This window comes from Janthinobacterium sp. GW458P (genome assembly GCF_002127585.1).
In the GTDB taxonomy this organism is placed as follows: Bacteria; Pseudomonadota; Gammaproteobacteria; order Burkholderiales; family Burkholderiaceae_D; genus Janthinobacterium.
The window spans coordinates 1-17,816 of record NZ_NEGZ01000005.1 but is presented as its reverse complement, the minus strand read 5'-3'; the positions used below and the strand labels follow the sequence as shown (position 1 = coordinate 17,816).

Below are 17,816 nucleotides of genomic sequence, written 5' to 3'. Positions count from 1 at the left end.
AACGCCCTGGGCTTTTTCTCAGGCAGCCATTAAGGATAGAGACCGCGCACTTCGCGAGCTTGCAGCACGCGCGTGCATGCCAGGATGAAGGTGGCGGTACGCATCGACACTTTCTTCTCTTGCGACACTTGCCATACCGCGTCGAACGCTTCGCGCATGATGCGGGTCAGGCGGCTGTTGATTTCCTCTTCCGTCCAGAAGAAGCTCGAGAAGTTCTGTGCCCACTCGAAGTAGCTGACGGTCACGCCGCCGGCGTTGGCCAGCACGTCGGGCACGATCAGCACGCCGCGGTCGGTCAGGATGTCGTCCGCTGCCGGCAGGGTCGGGCCATTGGCGCCTTCCAGGATGATCTTGGCGCGGATGACTTGCGCGCGTTCGGCGGTGATCTGCTGTTCCAGCGCGGCCGGGATCAGGATGTCGCAATCGATGCCCCAGAAATCTTCGCGCGGCACGAATGCCTCGGCGCCCGGGAAGCCTTCGACGCTGCCCACTTCGGCCACGTGTGCCAGCAGTTGCGGGATGTTCAGGCCGCCGGAATGAACGACGGTGGTCTTGTGATCCTGTACCGCGACGATTTTCGAACCGGCTTCAGCGAACATGCGTGCGGCGACGCCGCCCACGTTGCCGAAACCCTGAACGATGACTTTCGCGCCTTCGAGCGACATGCCGACCTTGGCGGCCGCATCGCTGCCGACGACGAACACGCCGCGGCCCGTCGCATCGCGGCGGCCCAGGCTGCCGCCCAGCGAGATAGGCTTGCCGGTTACCACGCCGGTCGACATATTGCCGCCGATCATGGCATAGCTGTCCATCATCCACGCCATGACTTGTTCATTCGTGTTGACGTCCGGTGCCGGGATATCCTTGTTCGGTCCGATGATCATGCTGATCTCGCTCGTGTAGCGGCGCGTCAGGCGCTGCAACTCGTTGCGCGACAGGGTCTTCGGATCGACGCGGATACCGCCCTTGGCGCCGCCGTATGGCACGTTGACCGCTGCATTCTTGACCGTCATCCAGGCCGACAGCGCCATCACTTCCGACAGGGTCACGTCCTGGTGGAAGCGCACGCCGCCCTTGCCCGGGCCGCGCGACAGATTGTGCTGCACGCGGTAGCCTTCGTAGTGGGCAATGGTGCCGTCATCGCGCTCGATAGGCACGTCGACCGTCAGGATGCGCTTTGGACGCTTCAGCGTTTCCACCCAGCGCGACAGGTTGCCCAGGTACGGCGTAACGCGGTCGATCTGCTCGAGGTAGACGCCCCATGGGCCCAGGTCTTCAGGATTGAGGTAGGAAGGAAGTGCGTGCTTGCTGGTCATGCTTGATAAGCTCCTGACAAAACGGTGGTGTAATGCCGAAAAATCTACTGCGCGTCGTGCTTTGCGGCCGCCGATGCTCGCTGTACCTTGGTACAGCTGCGCTTCTCGGCCACCAATCACTGCCGTTCGCTACGATTTTTCCTGGCATTCAAAAATGCTGTGGTAGGCGCAATCAATTGAGTTGCGCGCAGCGGAACCGCATCGTAGGCGATAGCCTCACGCCCCGGCCAATGCTTTGTGCGCATCCGGTTATGCATTTATTGCATAGTTGTATTGCCAGGATTGCCAGTCAGGAGCGAGGCGCCTCGGTGGCGCGTTTGCGGCGCTTGCCCATGCGCGTCTTGCCGTCCTGCGCCTGCACCAGGTACTGCCACAGGCTCTCGACGATCTGCTTGCCCGGGCGCAGGCTTGACGGGCGTTCGCGGTACAGACGGATTTCCAGTTCGATTTCCCAACCCGGGGCACCGCCGTCGGCGCGCGCCAGGTGCTTGTACTTGACATCGCGCATGACGGCCGATTCGGGCAGGAAAGCGATGCCGCGGCCTTCCAGCGCCATCATCTTGAGACCTTCGGCCATGTCCGTTTCGTAGCAGGTTTCGAGGAACAGCGGCATCTTGGCGTCGGCCACCAGCAGTTCCACCATGCGTCCCAGGTAGGCGTTGCTGGTGTAGGAGAGGAAGGGCAGCGGCTCTTTGGCGCTGCCGGGCAGGACGAAGTCAGGCACCTTGTCCTGGCCGCAGCGGGCATACGCGCGCAGGGTTTCGCGGCCCATCACCAGCATGTCGTAGCGGCCCGGATCGAGCTGCACCGGCTGGCGCGGATGGTGATAGCACAGCAGCAGGTCGCAGCCGCCGTCGACCAGCTGCAGCACGGCGTCGTGCACGTTCAGCGCCATTAAACGGCTGTTGATGGGCGCAAAACCCTCTTCCAGCGCCGTCAGCCACTTCGGCATGAAGGTCAGCGACAGGGTATGCGGCACGGCGAAGTCGACGCTCGTTTGCGTGGCCGCGCGCTTGCCGCGCAACAGGGCGCGCACGCCGTTGATTTGTCCCAGCATTTCCAGCGCCTGCTCGTAGAACACGGCGCCGGCCGGCGTCAGCCGCGTCGGGTACGAGGTGCGGTCGACCAGGTCGATGCCGAGCCAGTTTTCCAGCGACTGGATGCGCCGCGAGAAGGCCGGCTGGGTGACGTGGCGCAGGGCCGCGGAACGGCTGAAATTATGCGTTTCAGCGAGCGAGATGAAGTCTTCCAGCCATTTGGTTTCCATCGCGGCGGCGTTCCTTTATCAAGGGCAGAGGCAAGATGACGTGGTCAGGGCGTATCGGGAGATGCCGCCGGCTGGTACAGGGCGGCGGGCAGGCCGAAGAAGGACGGCGGGCCCAGGGTCGTGCCGTCGAGCGAGCCGCCCGCGTTCAGGGCCTTGTTGATGGCCGCCAGCAGGGAGCTGCGGTCGGCGAGATTTTTTATCAGGGCGCGCGGGCCGTTGTGGAAGGTATGCTGGGCGATGTCCGCAGCGACGACAAAGATCGGCTCGCGGCGCAGGGGGAACTCCACCCACTCGCCATCCTCGTCCTGGGCGCAGAAGGTGTTGGGCAAGGTCATGTTTTCGGCGCCGGGAAGGTGCGAGGCCAGCACCAGGCCGAAGGCTTCCGGCACCACGTCGGCCAGGCGGCGCACGGTGAGGTCGTCCTGCACCAGCGTACGTACTTGCGCTTCCACCGCGTCTTCGGCGTCAGGCTGGGCGCCAAGGATTTTCACGGCCTGGTAAATCAGGTCCGGCGAGAGTGCTTCCATCAAATCATCTCCAGAATCATGGCGACGATTTCGTCGCCGTACGAGGCCAGTTTTTTCTCGCCCACGCCGCTCACGCCGCGCATCTGCTCCAGCGAGGTGGGTTTGGCCTTGGCGATTTCGCGCAGCGTGGCGTCGACGAAAATCACGTAGGCGGGCACGTTGTGCGTGCGCGCCGTCTCCACGCGCCACCAGCGCAGCTTGTCGAAGATCGCCTGCTCGCTGGTAGACAAGTCCGTCTCGACATAACCTTTCGCCACGCTGGTGCTGCGCTTGCTGGTCTTCACCGGTTTCTGGTACTGGCGCAGCTGCACTTTCTGGCCGCCCTTGAGCACGGGGCGCGAGGCGTCCGTCAGTTTCAGCGAGCTGTATTGTTCATGGTCGACCGAGACGAGACCGAGCGCGATGGCCTGGCGCAGGATCGATTTCCATTCCGCTTCGCCCAAATCCGAGCCGATGCCGAAGACGGAAAGGGAATCGTGGTGCCAGGTCTTGATGCGTTCCGATTCCACGCCGCGCAGCACGTCGATCACGTGGCCGCCGGCGAAGCGCTGGTCGACGCGGTAGATGGCCGACAGCAGTTTTTGCACGGGCACGGTGCCGTCGAAGGACACGGGCGGCACCAGACAGGTGTCGCAATTGCCGCACGGCGAAGCCGGTTCGCCGAAGTATTCGAGCAAGCGCATGCGGCGGCAGCTGAGCGTTTCGCACAGGCCCAGCATGGCATCGAGTTTCACGCCCAGCACGCGCTTGAAAGTGTCGTCCGCTTCCGACTCGTCGATCATGCGCCGCTGCAGCACTACGTCCTGCAAGCCGTACGCCATCCAGGCGTTGGCGGCCATGCCGTCGCGGCCCGCGCGCCCCGTTTCCTGGTAATAGCCCTCGATGCTTTTCGGCAGATCCAGGTGGGCTACGAAACGTACGTCGGGCTTGTCGATGCCCATGCCGAAGGCGATGGTGGCGACCATGACGATGTTTTCTTCGCGCAGGAAGCGCGCCTGGTTGGCACTGCGCTTGGCGTATTCCATGCCTGCGTGGTAGGGCAGGGCGCGGATGCCGCTCTGGTTCAGAAATTCCGCCGTCTCTTCCACTTTTTTACGCGACAGGCAGTAGACGATGCCGCAGTCGCCCGCGTGTTCCGTGTTGATGAAGTCGAGCAGCTGCTTGCGGCCATTCGCCTTTTCCACGATCTGGTAGCGGATGTTCGGCCGGTCGAAGGAAGAGACGAACTGGCGCGCGTCTTCCAGTTGCAGGCGCAGGGCGATTTCGGCGCGCGTCTGCGGGTCGGCCGTGGCTGTCAGCGCGATGCGCGGCACGTCCGGGAACTGCTCGTGCAGCACCGACAGTTTGATGTATTCGGGGCGGAAGTCGTGGCCCCACTGGGCCACGCAATGCGCTTCGTCGATGGCGAACAGCGAAATTTTCGAGGCCTGGAACAGGTCCAGGCAGCGCTGCGTCATCAGGCGCTCGGGCGCCACGTAGACGACGTCGATGCCGCCCGTGCGCACCAGGCGTTCGATGCGGCTCGCTTCTTCGTAGGTCTGGGTGGAGTTCAGGAAGGCGGCGCGCACGCCCACTTCTTCCAGCGCATCGACCTGGTCCTGCATCAGTGCGATCAGCGGCGAGACGACGACGCCGACGCCGTCGCGCAGCAGCGCGGGAATCTGGTAGCACAGCGACTTGCCGCCGCCCGTGGGCATCAGCACCAGCGCGTCGCCGCCATGGCTGACGTGGTCGACGATGTCGGCCTGCTGGCCGCGGAAGGCCGGGTAGCCGAAAACGGTTTGCAGCAGGTGCAGCGCGCGCTGGTTAAGATCTTGATTCATAGTGCCTTATTCTGCCCAAACAACCCAGCCGTAGTGGGCGCTGGCCAACACCAGCAAGCCGAACACGATGCGGTACCAGGCAAAAAACGTGAAGTCGTGCGAGCTGATATAGCGCAGCAGCCAGCGCACGCACAGGAAGGCGGAAATGAAGGCGGCCACGGTGCCCAGGCCGAACAGGGGCACGTCGGTGGCCGACAGGATGTCGCGCGCTTTATACAGCGAGTAGAAGGTGGCCGCCAGCAGGGTCGGGATGGCCAGGAAGAACGAGAATTCGGTGGCCGTCTTGCGCGACAGGCCCAGCAGCATGCCGCCGATGATGGTCGAGCCGGAACGGCTGGTGCCGGGAATCAGCGCGAACGCCTGCGCGCAGCCCACCTTCAGGGCGTCGAACGGCGTCATTTCATCGACCGAATTGACGCGCACGGTGACGGGATTGGTGCGCGCGCGGCGCTCCACCAGCAAAATCACGACGCCGCCGATGATGAAGGCCATGGCGACCGGTACTGGCTTGAACAGCGCATGCTTGATCATCTTGCCTACGCCTAAGCCGATGACGGCCAGCGGCAGGAAGGCGATGGCCACGTTCAGCACGAACTTGCGCGACTTCGCTTCGCTGCCGAAGGTGGCAAGCACGCTGCCGATGCGCTGGCGGTACTCCCAGCACACGGCCAGGATGGCGCCGGCCTGGATGGCGATCTCGAAGACATCCATGACTTCTTTCGAGACATCCTTGGTAAAGTCGAGCAGGCTGCCGGCCAGGATCAGATGTCCCGTGGACGAAATCGGCAAGAATTCGGTAAAACCTTCGACCAGCCCCATGATGATGGCTTTTAACGCAAGAATGAGATCCATAGATGTATAAACGGGTATAAGTGACAGGATGGGGGGACCGCGTTGCGCCAGCAATGTACGCGGGGTCGAAGCTTACCATGCCGGAGGTCCGGCGAGCCGATTTGGACGCTGGCGGGCAGCGGTTTTTTGCCGCTGTCCGCCAGGCGGGGGGAGGCTTCAGGAAGCCTTTTGGGGCGGCGCAGCCAGGCGCGCGCTGGCCGCCACCAGCAGCAGGGCGGCGCCCAGCATGGCGAAGGCGATATTCAGGCTGGTGGCGTGCGCCACGAAGCCGATCACGGCCGGACCGGCCAGGATGCCCGCGTAGCCGATGGTGGTGATGGCCGCCACGGCCAGGCTGGCCGGCATCGCTTGCTGGTTGCCTGCCGCCGTAAACAGGATGGGCACGATATTGGCCGCCCCCAGGCCGATCAGCACGAAGCCAAGCATGGCCACGCTGGCATGCGGCGCCAGCACGGCCAGGAAGAAGCCGCCAGCCGCGCACAGACCGCCGAAAGTGAGCACACGCTTGCCGCCAAAGCGGCTGACCACCTTGTCGCCCGTGAAGCGGCCCACCGTCATGGCGATGGCGAAGGCGGCGTAACCGAGGCCTCCCTTGGCTTCCTCCACGCCGCGCGTGGTGGTGAGGAACAGGGCGCTCCAGTCGAGGATGGCGCCTTCGGCCAGGAAGACGATAAAGCACAGCAGACCGATGAAAATGACGGCGCCATGCGGCATGACGAACAGCGGCGTCTTTTCGCCGGAGACAGACGCCGTCGGCAGCAGGTGGCCTTGCGCCGCGCCCAGCACGCCGCACAGCAGCAGCATCACCACCACGCAGGACCAGGCCGGCGTCAGGCCCAGCCACAACAGCAGGGCCATGCAGGCCGCGCCGGCAAAGCCGCCCACGCTGAACAGCGCGTGAAAGCCCGACATCATGGCGCCGCCGTTGGCCTTTTCGATGATCACGGCCTGGATATTGATGGCCACGTCGAAGGTGCCCATGGCCGCGCCGAACACCAGCAGTACCAGGCCCAGTTGCAGCGGCGTGGCCGCCAGCGCCAGGCCGGGCAGGATGGCGATCAGCAACAGGCCGGCGCCGACGATGACCTTGCGGCAGCCGAAGCGGCTTGAAAGCATGCCTGTAAACGGCATCGCGCACAGCGAGCCGGCGCCCAGGCACAGCAGCAAAATGCCGAGAGTCGCTTCATCGAGGCCCAGGCGCGACTTGGCATAGGGAACCAGCGGGGCCCAGGCGGCCATGCCGAGGCCGGCCGCGAAGAAGACCAGGCGCGTGGCGCGTTGCTGCAGGGTGCCGGTAAGGTGCATGAGGGAGATTTTCTAGGGACAGAGGGATGAATGAAGATCAGGCGCGGGCACGTATTACGTGCACGCCCAGCCGTTCAAAGGCGGCGGCATGGGCTGCATCGGCGTCCGCTTCCAGCACCAGATGCTGCAGCAAGCCCGTGGCCAGCACGCCGAACGGCGCGGCCGTGCCCAGCTTGTCGCTGGTGGCGGCCACGACGACGGCCTTGCTGGCGCCGGCGATGCTGCGCTTGAATTCCGCCTCGTCATAGTTGAACGCCGTTATGCCCGCGTGCGCATCGGCGCCGCAGGCGCCGAGGAAGCACAGGTCGGGGTGCATGCGCTCGACTGTGCGCAGCGCCTGCGGACCGAGGCTGGCGCCCGCACGGCGGTCGACCCTGCCGCCAGCCATGATCAGCTCGATCTCGGGATGTTCCATCAGGGCCATGGCAATGGATGGCGCGTTGGTGATGACAGTGAGCGCCAACTGCGGCAAGGCGCTGGCGATGGCCAGGTTGGTCGAGCCCGCATCGAGGAACAGCACCTGGCCGGCGCGCACGAGGGATGCGGCGGCCTGCGCCAGGCGCGCCTTGCGCTCGGGCGCCGCCTGCTTGCGCTGCGTCAAGGTACCGCCGTCCGGCGCCAGCGGCAGCGCGCCGCCATACACGCGCTGGCACAGGCCGGCCGCCGCCATCTCGCGCAAATCGCGCCGTATCGTATCTTCGGACACGTCGAGCTGGCGCGCCAGGTCCAGCGCCAGCACGCGGCCGTCGGCGTGCAGTTGTTGCTGGATCAGCGCGTGGCGTTGTTTGAGGAGCAGGGCGGCGGACATAGGTTTTAATTAAAACGTGCAGGAATGTGCATGAATATACGCAAACGTGCAAATGTGGTCAACAGTTATCTGTCAGCCGCAGCCTTATGCGCGGCCATGGATGGTCATCAGGAATACTGATTCTGGGGCGGTGCGCGCCGCCAAGCCGCTCAGGGCGCCGTCAGCCGTTCCAGCTCCGCCAGCCAGTGCACCGCATGTTCGCGGCTGCTGCCGCACATCTCATCGGATGGCTGCAGGCCGCCGCAAAACGCGGGGCGCTCCGGCTGGCCGAAGATATTGCAGCGGTTGTCGTCGGCCAGCTGGATGCAGCGCACGCCCGCAGGCTTGCCATCAGGCATGCCGGGAATCGGGCTGGTGATGGACGGTGCGGTGCAGCAGGCGCCGCAGGATGGACGGCATGCCAGGGTGGCAAGTGGTGACATGGGATTTCAGACGAGCGGGTGAGGAGCCGACAGTATAGCAAGCCGGCCCCCGTGTCTCGCCAGGGCGGTGTTTAGCGCACGATGCTGACGCGCTTGCCCGACAAGGTGCGGCGGAGCGGATCGCCATGCACGGTGATGCGGCCCGAGCCGCTGGTGCGGGCGTTGACTTCGCTCTGCACGGTGACATCGATGTCGCCGGAACCGTTGCTCGCCAGGTAGGCCACGTCGCTGCTCAGCGCCGCCAGGTTGATGTCGCCCGAGCCGTTGACGTTGGTGTCGAGGCGCTGCACGGCGCCGCTGGCGCTGATGTTGCCGGAGCCGTTGACGGCCACGTTGATGCGTTCGCCGCGCACATCGCCCAGCTGGATGCGGCCCGAGCCGTTCTGCACGGCGTCCGTATTGCCGCTGGCGAGGGCGGCCGCGTTGATGCTGCCCGAACCGTTGTTGGCCACGTCAAGGCGGCCCACCTTGCCGGACAGCTCGCTCTTCATCGAGCCGCGCTGCACCAGGCTGAAGTCCTGGCCGTTGAAACCGCTGGCCACCAGGCGGCCCGAGCCTGAGATATTGATCTTGCTCAAGCGCGGCGTCGTGTAGATGACATGGATGCCATTGCCGCTACGAATGTTGCTGTCACTCCAGATACGCAGTGTATTGCCGCTCACGTCGCTATGGATCAGTGGTTGCAGATTGCTGTCCGCCTCGATCACCAGCGAGCTTGCCGGTCCGACGCGCACGTCGATCTTGATATCGATGCGCTTCATGCTGTCGATGTCGAGTGTGTCGACGTTGCTGACCTGGCGCACGTCGCGGCTCACTTGCTCGTTGCCCTGGATGGCACTGCCACCCGAGTCGGCATGGCGTACTTCGCCATCGCCGGGGTTGATGACGATGGCGCAACCGCCAAGGGCAAGGGCACAGCACAGGGCCAGCAAGGTACGCATGGTGTTTCCTCTATGATTGTTTTAGTTTGGAACAGGAAATAAGCCGGCTGCCGCGCCGCGGCTGCCGTGCTGTCGATGGCAAGATAGCAAAGCGGCGCGGGGGCGTGAATGGAAATGCGATGAACTGCGCAAAATGGGGACTGAACTGCATGTTGCCTTGCCCGAAACTGCATGTCGGCGGCGTAATACCGGCGCGGCGGCGAGGAGGGGGGGCAGTAGCATCGACAGGCGCCAGCGCATGGAAGCGGCATGCAGGGAGTGCTGGCTTATCCGATGGCATTGCGCATTGCTATACTGTATCGGTATGCCGTCGTCTATAGATGTGCCGCAACGGCACTCTTGCATGAGTTGCACGGTTGAAGGCTGGCGTGGCGGCATGCATCTGCCGCACCGGCCTATCTCGAGGGGTACAATGCCTGTGCTTTGCTGCAAGGTGAGCCGTCCTCCATGGTGCCGGCGGGCTGTTACGTCGGAATAGAATCTTGAATCGTGGCTGTTTGGAATCAAGGATTTACGATTCTCGTCCAGTTTTTTTCGTCCAGCAGCGTTCTTGAATGGCCGCTAGATCGGGCATCTTGTCGTTGACTTATTTTAATATATTCTTGAATGGCGCTGGTTACGAGCGAACCTCATATGAGTATGGCTTGGCCAACCTGATCGATGTTTCATGTGTCGTCTTTTTTGTGGATGTCTCAGGGGGCAAGAGAGCCTCGCGCCTAGCGTTGCCCTCTACGCAAGATATATGATATTTCCGCGCTACTCGTTATATGCAGTCGGCATGACGCCTGAGAAAATCGACCCCAGACGATTTTTACAGTATGCAATCAAGAACAGTCATTGATTGCTTCGGATGCGGTGACTTGGTCAAGATGCCACAATAGATGGTGTTTGCTGACCGATAACCAAATTTGACTCTTCAGTAGCTTTTCGTATCAATGTTTCTGTTGCGTCAATATGCTTGTCTTTGATGTGTCCCAAAAGTGGAGTTCCCTGACCAGTTAGTACCCAATGAAGATTCGGACAGGCCCCCGCAAATATTTTGAGCTGTCCTAGAGTCGCCAATCGTTCTGAATCCAAAAAAGCCTCTCCACGTCGCATGCGAGCCAAGGTTGCAGGATTCGCGTAGCCTAGCAAACGGCTAATCTCAGAATCCGAAATTCGAGTCGAATCCAGCATAGCAGACAGCCGCGCGCACATTTCTCGCATTAATGATCTATTTTTTGATGGCCTCGACATTTCATCATAATATCATCAAATTCATGATATTATGATAGATAATGACTGAAGATTTCTAAAGTCTATGACAACAACGAGAGATTCAATGGATCGTAGCAGCAATGGACCGACGCATGAAGCCTTGGCTGGAGAGGGGGTCAACTCCTGGCTAGCCGGATGGCTTTCGCCTGCCCCAACGACCAACCAAGGGACCGCTGCAGTGGGATTCCAGCGATGGTTCCATTTCAAAGAAGCATTTTCTCCGTCGTTTGTCGAAGGAGTAATCAAACGTCAACCAAATGCTCCCACAAATATCCTTGACCCATTTTCAGGATCAGGCACAACTGCGCTGACTTCCCAGTTTTTTGGGATCATACCAACAGCAATTGAAGTAAACCCTTTTTTGGCGGATCTTACCGAGGCCAAGCTTTCTGTGCTTGATGCCGCCCGCTTACTTCATGCCAAGCGTTCACTTATTCGTAGAGCTAGAGCTCTCCGTGGCCCCGACTTATTAGGCAACTATTTCCTTCCTCCAACATTTATTGAGCCAGGCGTCAAAGAGCGCTGGATCTTTAATCATGCCGTAGCTGAGCAAGTACTTAGCTATCGCGCTGCTATCGATGAACTAGAAGACCCAAGCGTTCAGCGTCTCGCACGTGTGGCATTGGGATCGGTACTCATCCCTGCTAGCAACGCAGTAGTCAACGGTAAAGGCCGTAGATATCGGAAGGGCTGGCAACAACGTGCCATACCCGACGTCGACACCTTGTTCGAGGACGCCTTCTCGAAAATAATTGAAGACGCACCATTAACCGCTCGAAAAAAAATTACTGAATACAAACTGCTCCGCGGTGATTCTCGCGAACAGATAGGTCATGTTGACGCCGGCGTCGACCTCGCTCTTTTTTCACCGCCCTATCCGAACTCATTCGATTATACCGACGTCTATAACGTCGAGTTGTGGATGCTTGGCTACTTGGACTCTTCGCAAGGAAACCGTTCTCTACGCGAGCAAACACTCCGTTCTCATGTTCAGATTAGAAGAGATTTAACTTTCAACCTGAATTCACAGACCTTGGCAGATGTTTATCAGCAATTATCCGCGAAACGAGGGGAACTCTGGGATGGGCGAATTCCTGAAATGATCGGAGCATATTTCGCCGACCTTATAGGTATCGTGAGCGAAATTGGTACCCGTCTTAGTGAAGCCGGTAGAATCGAACTGGTAGTCGGCGATTCTCAATATTTAGGTGTGCACCTCCCTGTACCAAAAATTTTGGAAGAACTTGCTCCGGCACACGGATTACAGGTAATCGCACAACACAAGGTACGTTCAATGCGGTCGAGCGCGCAGCAAGGCGGCACACTCAACCTGCCTGAATCTCTAGTCACTATTTGCCGGAATTAATTGTACTTGAGGAAGCCAATTCCTTGGCAACCTTAGCATTACGTTTGTCTTGCACCGTGCGGTGAATCTCACTAACCCAGAGTTCCACTGATAATTTATCAGCAAGCTCTTTAGACTTTACTTTGATTTTTGTATCGGCATGCGACTTGCGCATATCATATAAACGTGCGCAAGCGCGATATGCCGTAAATTGCTTGCGATAGGCATAGGCTTGCTTTACGACTTCAAGGGCGCTCGCCTCGTTCGTTGCATCAGAGACAGGGGATACTTTTCCATCTTTCCTCGTTTTAGGGAAGCTGAATGACCGCAAAACTTTCAGCTCCAGAACTACCGAGTGCGTGCCTGCAGGGGTCTCAGATTTCAAAAGCAAATCGGCACGTCCGTCAGGGTTTAGTATCTCGTGCATAACCAAACTTCCCATGTCTGCTATGCTTAACGCCAATTGGAGCTGATTCTGTATTAGCTTTTCCGTGTTCTCTGCAGGAACATGGGTATAGTCTTCATTTTTTGCCCAGACCATTGCATGCCCCAACTGTGCGTTCAACCATGTGTCATCAAAATAATCGAGAGCTTTCTCAAGTGCATCCCCGATCAACAACTGAGAAACTGTCCCAAATGCTCGTTCCTCGTTCACGTTTCCTATGATGCCATCGTGATATAGAGTTACTACAGAACTGTGAAGCTGAAAAATCAATGCAGAAGAGGCTCCGAATCCCATTTTTGCCAAAGCATTTGCATGATCACTCATCTTGACAAAGACGTTCTTCGAACGACAACCGGCGCCGCCATTGCGACTGATCAGTACAATTCTGTTCTCTATGTCACCCAATCGAACAGACGTGTCAGTCGTCCAAACAAGATTAATCGGGTCGAAATCGCTTTCCGTTGAAGCCCTCTCCAAGTCACTACAAAAAACATACGTCACGCACGTTGCCGTTGGCAATGGCAAGCTCGTGTCCTTGCACGCATGTCGAACTTGATCTATCGACTTACCTGCGGCCCGTTCGAAGCTAAAAGCAGGACCGATGCCGGCAGTCGGCAAAATATCAATTGATGCGGCCAAGTCGCTTGCGTTAGCAGCGCCAAAACTGGTAGTTGAACTCATAGCTATACCCCGACCGTGCTTTTCGCTTGCTGAACAAGCCGATGGACTAGGTAGTGGGCATAGAGATGGAAAGATCTTGAGTGCTGCGCATCTGCCGACCAATTAACACGATAAGGTGATCTCCCGGTGGGCGACGATTCTTGTGTAGGGCTGGACGGAATTGCAGTCGAAGAAGCCGGCGCGCCAGATATAGGAATAATTTTGGAGAGCCAGGTTTGAAAAAGAAATTCTGCAGCATCACGTGAATGATTCTCCTTGGTCCATTCGCCGAAGTCGATTATTTCACCATCGCGTACGGTGTCTTGACCGAAGTTGGCATCCAATTTTGCGGCGAGCGTAGAAAGGGCTCCAGGGGTCGAAAGAAAAGCGCTCACCATTTCTGATATCGCACGTTCGATGTCCGCCAATCCAGTCGTGCCTTGAGATAATTTTTCTGCTAATGTCCGGCCGGCTTGTGTAATTCGGTACTTTCCAAAAAAACGCTGGTCGGTAGAAATCCAAGCCAAATCTGCGACCTCGACCAAGTTAGCACCAACGAGCCGGTCCAGTTCCCACTGATATTCTGGAAAAAAAGGGCCGTAGCTAGCTTTCATGACGCGCGCAGTTTCTGCAGGCAATCCTACGGTAGGTAATAGCGCATTCACATAATAAACAAGCCGGTGAAAAAAATCTGATGAAACGGTGCCTGATCCGGAAAGGCACGTCGCGCGCAATACCAGTAAAATCCAATAGCGTCGGATGAAACTTGGAAGAGGAGATGTCATTTCACTGACTCCAGTACCACATCGAATTTTTCCCAAGATGGGAAGACAGCTTTGTGGAATTCTTCTTTGTATTCTTCCTCATATTTAATCAATGCAGCATTTTTTGCGGCAATTTCCAACAAATTTATCATACGGGTCGTTCGTTCTTCTGAAGGTACCGATTGGATTGCCCTTGCCTCGAACTCGGTTCGATTATTCTCCTTCGCATACTGTAAGGCTTCCGTTTCTGGAATCACCCCGAACAACGCAGGTATCATCGCCTCGCGATTCAAGTTGGTACTAGCAATTAAGAAATTCGATGAATTTTCAGCTACTTGAAGAAATTGTCTAATCATCGTACCAGCGCGTGGAACAAAAACAGAATCCAAGCTCGCCTCCGGGGTCTCCACAACCATCATCGCAGCGCTTCTAGTAGTAATTTCCGCGATAAGACTCATACGAAATGCCAAGTCTATAAATTCGCGCTGAGATTCAGAAACATCATTTGAAGAGAGGCGATTCGCCGCCTCATCTTTGAACACGCCAGAGGTCAGGCGAACCGAAAAGCCCGGGAAGCGGAACTTAACAGTCGAGGGCCCTTGACCGATCTTCTTTTCGCGAACATCGTACTGAAGCGTACAAGTCTCGGCCATGAATCCGGTAATGTATTCTTTGAAGCGCCTTATGATCGCGCCAGCCATGTCAGCAACGATGGCCTCACCAGGATCAACAATGGACGCCAAGGCCGCCTCCGCCTCCGCCTTCTCTTGCTTAGAATAATCAAGTAAATCCCTAAAGCCAAGCAATTTTTCTTGTAGATCTTTTATTTCATCAGCATCTTTTGGAAGGCCGCTCTCCAATATTTTTATTTGCAGCTGAACCTCTTGGTGCTGCTTGCGCTGTTCTATCAACTTGCCCATTGATGTTTGATATTGATCCGAAACTTTTTGAATTAGTGCATCCACTCTGGAAATTTGCTCTGCACTATCCTCTGCCTGGACCTCAAAAACCTGAGCTGCGGCCAGTAGTTCCAACTTATCGTTACTCTGGTGATCATGCGGGTGTTCTCGTTCGCTCGGACCGGCATCACACAGCGGGCAATGGTGAACATCCAGTTTTTGCTGGACCGCTGCTCGCGCCCGGTCTGTATGTGATCCACAGAAAATACAACCTCGTTCACTAATCACGGATGCAACCGCATACAAAGCCTCATGTTCAGCTGCTGCAAACTCTGTCCTCAGATACTCTTCATGCATTGAACGTGCTTTGCTTACTTTTGTTTCTCTCTCGACTCGCAAAGCTTCAACTTGATCGCGATATGCTATTCGATTATTATTTAGTGCATCAGTTTTCTCCTCCAAGACCGACATAGAATCTTTTAAGGAGACCAGGGTCTTATGTAGAGACTTTAGCTCACGGGCAGAAGTATCATCAGCACGCTTCAGCAACTCGATTTGAATTTTCTTTTCATGACGGCTTAATACCGCCTGAGTATTTCGAATTTCAGAATCAAATTGCGCAATTTTATTATATAAATCTCTATAGGTAATCTGAGAGGTTGGATTGTAGTACAAGACACGTAAGACTTCCGCCTGCGCATCTTCATCCCAAACCAGTGCTTGTCGATCTTCAAGGAAGAAAAATATAAAATGAACTAACAAGAGATAATCGTAAAATTGCTGAAGGCCAGATAATTGCAGAACACCGCTTTTAAAACGGTTTTCATAAGCTTCAGCGTTAACTTCAGACGATTCTATTCCGTCAATTTTTAAGTAAGTTATTTCGAGATTCGTAAGTTTTCTTGTTACGGTGAGAGTTCGATCACCAAACCCTAAAGTTGCAGTCGCAGTCGCGGTAGCGGCTGCATCCTTAACACGCGCAGAAAAGAAACGCGCAACAGATCGGCCCTCTTCCCGACTCCCCATACCAAGCCCAGCGGCAGCTTGAATTTGGCTTGGCCCAGCTATGAGCTTAAGCAACAAATTCAATAATGTTGTTTTCCCTAAGCCGTTGACGCCGACAACTATATTTACGCCAGACTTTACGTCGTAGGAAAAACCCTGACCGCTATCTCCAGGGTAGAGTTGGTAATTTGACACGGCAAAATGATGTATTACCGGAAATCGAAGGTCGTTCTGCACAGGTGCCGCTTTCTGATGAATACTTCCAATGAGAATTTATTGATATAATATCAACAAAAAAATAGTGTTTAGCATAGCCTATTTCCAGGCGACAAATATTCACACTTTGTAACAACTTATCACTAGAAACGCAATTTCTTCCGGTCACTCGTTAGCGACCAAATTGATTACAAAGTATTTCCACCGACGGCATTTGAGTTGAGGGTTAAAAAGCAAGCGAGCGCCGGGCGCGTTAGGTTTCCTTGTCGTCCCCCACGATCTCCCGTGACTTAATCCTATACTGAAGTTCTAGATACAGTTGCTCGTATCTGCGCGCTTCGCGCATGTTTTTCGCGAAGAAACTTTCGCCGGGATCTGTAGTGGTCAACCCATCCCGGACACTACGTTAAGTTTTTCTTCGGCGACGGCCGGTGCCAGTCCCTGGTTGAACTGATGTGGCCGTATCCAGTTATACCGGTGCATCAGGTAATGGCTAATGTCCCGTTGTGCTTCCTGTGCCGTCANTCTGAATTTCCAGAGATCATTTTCATGTTTGACTCCGAAGAGAATGTTAAGACTAATTTTCAAGGGGATTATTTTTTACGGCTAAGGTAGTGTCTCGTTACCACCGTTTAATTCGCAATCCAGTTGCTGACACTCATTTTGGAAGGGGTGAATTGCCACCCGTCGCTTAAACTCTCCTGATCCATAGTTCCCAGAAGATGAAAGTGTAGTGGTCAACCCATCCCGGACACTACGTTAAGTTTTTCTTCGGCGACGGCCGGTGCCAGTCCCTGGTTGAACTGATGTGGCCGTATCCAGTTATACCGGTGCATCAGGTAATGGCTAATGTCCCGTTGTGCTTCCTGTGCCGTCATGTAACCAGTTGACGGCAGCCATTCCGTTTTGAAGCTGCGGAACAGCCGTTCCATCGGGGAGTTATCCCAGCAATTTCCCCGCCGGCTCATGCTCTGTCGTATCCGATAGCGCCATAAGCGCTGACGGAATTTTCGACTGGCGTACTGGCTACCTTGATCCGAATGCAACAGTAGGCCCTGTGGTCGACCTCGCTGCTCGTAAGCCATTTCCAGCGCTTGCACAACAAGGTCAGCGTCGGGTCGTAGCGAGAATGCCCAGCCCACCGCTCGGCGAGCGAACAAATCCAACACCACTGCCAAGTAATACCATCGGCCTTGCGCCCAGACATAGGTGATGTCCCCGCACCAGACCTGATTTGGCGCCGCCACTGTGAATTCACGATTGAGGTGGTTTGGAATATCGACCCGCTCCACCGTAGCCTGCTTATAGGCATGGCTGCCAGGTTGTTTGCAGACCAGCCCCAACTCTTCCATCAAACGACTGACTTTGAAGCGGCCAATTGCCGTGCCTTCCTCGCGCATCATGCCCATGATACTGCGGCTTCCCGCCGAACTGCGACTCTCGACGAACAGCTCGTGCACGCGGCTACGCAATGCCATGCGCTCAACATCAATGTGCCGGGCGCGCTCCCGATATGCATACAGGCATGACCGCGCTACGTCGAACACCGCGCAGATCAACTCGATTGATTCGTCACCACAAATCTGATCGATTACCTCGTACGTTCTATCCCTTCCGACATCAAGAGCGCGGTAGCCTTTTTTAAAATAGACTTCTCCCGCTCGAGACGCTCAATGCGTGCTTCGAGTTCCTGTATTCGCTGCTGATCAGGCGTCATTGCCTTACTCTGTGGCGTGATGCCATGCCGCTCTAACTGAAGCTGCTGCACCCAGCGGCGCAGCACTGATTCGCCGATGCCGACCGACCGGCTTGCCTCCACGTGGCTGTATCCTTGATCCAGCACCAAGCATGCTGCCTGCTGTTTGAATTCAGGGGAAAACGTACGTCTTTGCTTGCTCATCAAACACCTCTCTGTGGCGAGCATTCTCGCCTAAATCAGTGTCCGGGTACATTAAACCACTACA

14 protein-coding genes and 1 pseudogene are annotated in these 17,816 nt (G+C 56.9%); 1 reads left to right on the top strand and 14 read right to left on the bottom strand.

Features of this window, described 5'->3' with window-relative positions:
* Positions 1-29: 29 nt before the first annotated feature.
* The 9 genes from CBW50_RS05665 to CBW50_RS05625 form a co-directional block, all read right to left on the bottom strand.
* Positions 30-1,316, bottom strand: coding sequence for a Glu/Leu/Phe/Val dehydrogenase (locus tag CBW50_RS05665; protein WP_086144633.1), 1,287 nt, complete (start codon positions 1,314-1,316; stop codon positions 30-32).
* 289 nt (positions 1,317-1,605) lie between these two features.
* Positions 1,606-2,583, bottom strand: a complete 978-nt coding sequence (locus CBW50_RS05660) for a LysR family transcriptional regulator (RefSeq protein WP_086144632.1) — start codon at positions 2,581-2,583, stop codon at positions 1,606-1,608.
* A 44-nt stretch (positions 2,584-2,627) separates the two neighbouring features.
* A complete protein-coding gene (locus CBW50_RS05655; RefSeq protein ID WP_086144631.1) occupies positions 2,628-3,110 on the bottom strand; it encodes a hypothetical protein in 483 nt (160 codons plus the stop codon).
* Positions 3,110-4,933 (bottom strand): DNA helicase RecQ, encoded by a 1,824-nt coding sequence (gene recQ, locus CBW50_RS05650; protein WP_070220494.1) that lies wholly within the window; start codon positions 4,931-4,933, stop codon positions 3,110-3,112. Before recQ ends, CBW50_RS05655 begins: the two co-directional genes overlap by 1 nt.
* 6 nt (positions 4,934-4,939) lie before the next feature.
* Positions 4,940-5,785, bottom strand: a complete 846-nt coding sequence (locus CBW50_RS05645) for an undecaprenyl-diphosphate phosphatase (RefSeq protein ID WP_086144630.1) — start codon at positions 5,783-5,785, stop codon at positions 4,940-4,942.
* Positions 5,786-5,941: 156 nt separating this feature from the next.
* Positions 5,942-7,090, bottom strand: coding sequence for an MFS transporter (locus tag CBW50_RS05640; RefSeq protein ID WP_086144629.1), 1,149 nt, complete (start codon positions 7,088-7,090; stop codon positions 5,942-5,944).
* 37 nt (positions 7,091-7,127) lie between these two features.
* Positions 7,128-7,898, bottom strand: a complete 771-nt coding sequence (locus tag CBW50_RS05635; RefSeq protein WP_086144628.1) for a DeoR/GlpR family DNA-binding transcription regulator — start codon at positions 7,896-7,898, stop codon at positions 7,128-7,130.
* A 149-nt stretch (positions 7,899-8,047) separates the two neighbouring features.
* Positions 8,048-8,320, bottom strand: a complete 273-nt coding sequence (locus CBW50_RS05630) for a YkgJ family cysteine cluster protein (protein ID WP_086144627.1) — start codon at positions 8,318-8,320, stop codon at positions 8,048-8,050.
* Between the two features lie 71 nt (positions 8,321-8,391).
* On the bottom strand, positions 8,392-9,261 hold the full coding sequence (locus tag CBW50_RS05625) for a head GIN domain-containing protein (RefSeq protein WP_086144626.1): 870 nt from the start codon (positions 9,259-9,261) through the stop codon (positions 8,392-8,394).
* 1,321 nt (positions 9,262-10,582) lie between these two features.
* On the opposite strand from CBW50_RS05625, the gene CBW50_RS28665 reads away from it, so the two are divergent.
* A complete protein-coding gene (locus CBW50_RS28665) occupies positions 10,583-11,884 on the top strand; it encodes a hypothetical protein (protein WP_139842411.1) in 1,302 nt (433 codons plus the stop codon).
* On the opposite strand, the gene CBW50_RS28660 is transcribed toward CBW50_RS28665, so the two are convergent.
* The 5 genes and pseudogenes from CBW50_RS28660 to CBW50_RS05605 form a co-directional block, all read right to left on the bottom strand.
* On the bottom strand, positions 11,868-12,989 hold the full coding sequence (locus CBW50_RS28660) for a hypothetical protein (protein ID WP_139842409.1): 1,122 nt from the start codon (positions 12,987-12,989) through the stop codon (positions 11,868-11,870). The two genes, CBW50_RS28665 and CBW50_RS28660, sit on opposite strands and share 17 nt — an antisense overlap.
* A 2-nt stretch (positions 12,990-12,991) precedes the next feature.
* A complete protein-coding gene (locus tag CBW50_RS28655; protein WP_139842408.1) occupies positions 12,992-13,753 on the bottom strand; it encodes a hypothetical protein in 762 nt (253 codons plus the stop codon).
* Positions 13,750-15,873 carry a hypothetical protein gene (locus CBW50_RS28650; protein WP_139842407.1) on the bottom strand — a complete coding sequence of 708 codons (2,124 nt, stop codon included), beginning with the start codon at positions 15,871-15,873 and terminating at the stop codon, positions 13,750-13,752. Before CBW50_RS28650 ends, CBW50_RS28655 begins: the two co-directional genes overlap by 4 nt.
* Before the next feature lie 363 nt (positions 15,874-16,236).
* Positions 16,237-16,374, bottom strand: a pseudogene (locus CBW50_RS28645) (IS3 family transposase); the annotation flags it as partial.
* Positions 16,375-16,589: 215 nt separating this feature from the next.
* Positions 16,590-17,752, bottom strand: a protein-coding gene (locus CBW50_RS05605) for an IS3 family transposase (protein WP_139842406.1) whose coding sequence is annotated in 2 segments (ribosomal slippage) — positions 16,590-17,497 and positions 17,497-17,752 — 1,164 coding nt in all. Because the reading frame shifts where the segments join, the coding sequence is not laid out codon by codon here.
* Positions 17,753-17,816: the final 64 nt, after the last annotated feature.